A 2596-nucleotide genomic window follows, 5' to 3' on the forward strand; every position below is an offset into this window, starting at 1 on the left:
AGCGCCCTGGCCGCGCAGCGACTCCGCACAGCCCTTTCCCACATCGCCGTAGCCGCAGACGACCGCGGTCTTGCCACCGATCAGCACGTCCGTGGCACGGTTGATGCCGTCGACCAGGGAGTGACGGCAGCCGTACTTGTTGTCGAACTTCGACTTGGTCACGGCGTCGTTGACGTTGATCGCCGGGAACAGCAGGACACCGTCACGCTGCATCTCGTACAGGCGGTGGACACCCGTCGTGGTCTCCTCCGTCACACCGCGGATCTCCGCGGCGATGCCGGTCCAGTCGAGGGTGCTCGCCTTCAACAGGGCTGCCACGGCGGCGAGTTCCTCGTTGTCGGCCGGGGGCAGCTCACCGGTCTTGCGGTACTCGACGCCCTTGTGGACGAGGAGAGTGGCGTCACCGCCGTCGTCGAGGATCGTGTTCGGGCCGCCGGTGGGGCTGTCCGGCCAGGTCAGCGCCTGCTCCGTGCACCACCAGTACTCCTGCAGCGTCTCGCCCTTCCAGGCGAAGACCGGGATGCCGGCGGCGGCGATCGCGGCGGCCGCGTGGTCCTGCGTCGAGTAGATGTTGCAGGACGCCCAGCGGACCTCGGCACCCAGGGCGACCAGGGTCTCGATCAGGACAGCGGTCTGCACCGTCATGTGCAGGGACCCGGTGATCCGGGCGCCGGCGAGGGGCTGGGCCTCGGCGTACTCCTCGCGGATCGCCATCAGGCCCGGCATCTCGTGCTCGGCGAGGGTGATCTCCTTGCGGCCGAACTCGGCCAGCGAGAGGTCGGCGACCTTGAAATCCGTGAACTCAGGCGACACGAATGCTCCTTGAACTGATGACGTTGCGGTGGATGTCCAGGGCCGCGGTGGACCTGTTCAGGGTGATGTAGTGCAGTCCGGGCGCGCCCTCGGCGAGGAGGCGTTCGGCCATGGCGGTGGCGTACGCGACGCCGATGCGGTGGCCTGCGGCGGGATCGTCGCGCGCGGATTCCAGCCGGTGGGCCAGGTCCTCCGGGAAGGCCGCGTCGCTCAGCTCGGCGAACCGGCGGACCTGGCGGATGTCGGTGGCGGGCATGATCTCGGGGACGATCGGGATGTCGCAGCCGGCCGCGGCCACCCGGTCGCGCAGCCGTAGATAGTCCTCGACGTCGAAGAACATCTGCGTGATGGCGTAGTCGGCGCCGGCCCGGCACTTGGCCACGAAGTGCCGGATGTCGCTGTCCCAGTCGGGCGAGCGGGGATGCCGCTCGGGGAAGGCGGCGACACCGATGGTGAAGTTCCCCAGTGAACGGACCAGTTCGACCAGTTGGTACGCGTGGCTGAAGCCGTCCGGGTGCGCCACCCACGGTCCCCTGGGAGCGCCGGGGGGATCGCCGCGCAGGGCGAGGACGTCCTTGATGCCGGCGTCCGCGTAGGCGCCGATGATGTGCCGCAGCTCGTTCACCGAATGGCCCACGGCGGTGAGGTGCGCGACCGGGCGCAGGGTCGTCTGCGTCGCGATACGCCGGGTGATCTCGATGGTCCGGTCCCGGGAGGAACCGCCCGCGCCGTACGTCACGGAGACGAAGTCCGGCCGCAGCGCCTCCACCCGGCGGATCGCCTGCCACAGCGTCCGCTCGCCCGCGGCGGACTTCGGCGGGAAGAACTCGAAGGAAAAGGTCGTCATGCGCGGCCTCCCGCGTTGAAGTAGCCGGCCTGCGGGTGGTGGACGACGATCGCGTCCGTGGACTGCTCGGGGTGCAGCTGGAACTCCTCGGACAGCTGGACGCCGATCCGCTCGGGCTTGAGCAGCTCAGCGATCTTGGCGCGGTCCGCCAGCTCCGGGCAGGCCGGATACCCCAGCGAGTAGCGGCACCCCTGGTACTCGGTACGGAACATGGCGTCGAGCGAACGCGGATCGTCTGCCGCGATGCCGAGTTCGGCGCGGACGCGGGCGTGCCAGTACTCGGCGAGCCCCTCGGCCAACTGCACGGACAGGCCGTGCAGTTCGAGGTAGTCGCGGTAGGCGTCGGCCGCGAACAGGCGCGCGGTCTCCTCCCCGATCTTCGAGCCGACCGTCACCACCTGGAAACCGACCACGTCGGTCTCCCCCGACTCCTGCGAGCGGAAGAAGTCGGCCAGGCACAGATGCCGGCCGCGGCGCTGGCGCGGGAAGGTGAAGCGGGTGCGTTCGCCACCGTGCTCGTCCAGGACGATCAGGTCGTCGTCCTTGGACACGCAGGGGAAGTAGCCGTAGACGACGGCCGCTTCGAGGAGGTTCTCCGTCTGGAGCCGGTCGAGCAGACCGCGCAGCCGGGGCCGGCCCTCGCTCTCCACCAGATCCTTCGTCAGCCCCCATTGCCCGCGGAAGAGGGCCGTCTCGTCGAGCCAGGAGGCGTACTCCTTGAGCTGGATGCCCTTGACGATCCGGGTGTCCCAGAACGGCGGGGCCGGTACCGGGTTGTCGGTGGCGACGTCGGAGCGGACGTGCCCCTCCTGCGGGCGTTCCTCGGCCGGGGCGGCGGCCGCGGCCCGCACCCGGCGCTGCTTCAGCTCGGGCAGTGCGGCGCCGGGGACACCGCGCTTGACGCCGATGAGGGCGTCCATCAGGCGCAGCCCCTCG

The 2596-nt window shown here is 70.1% G+C and carries 3 protein-coding genes; all 3 read right to left on the bottom strand.

The genetic code is table 11. The annotated features are described in order from the left end of the window. Positions 1 to 813: adenosylhomocysteinase (locus BIV23_RS28110; protein WP_079173425.1), on the bottom strand; the 813-nt coding region annotated here is incomplete at its 3' end. Beyond that, complete coding sequence (gene metF / locus BIV23_RS28115; RefSeq protein ID WP_071383778.1) at positions 803 to 1660, bottom strand: methylenetetrahydrofolate reductase [NAD(P)H]; 858 nt, start codon at positions 1658 to 1660, stop codon at positions 803 to 805. The genes BIV23_RS28110 and metF, both read right to left, overlap by 11 nt. Then, the coding region (locus tag BIV23_RS28120; protein WP_281250170.1) for a vitamin B12 dependent-methionine synthase activation domain-containing protein at positions 1657 to 2596 on the bottom strand (940 nt) is incomplete at its 5' end. The genes metF and BIV23_RS28120, both read right to left, overlap by 4 nt.

The sequence above is a fragment of the Streptomyces monashensis genome, from assembly GCF_001866665.1.
GTDB lineage: Bacteria > Actinomycetota > Actinomycetes > Streptomycetales > Streptomycetaceae > Streptomyces > Streptomyces monashensis.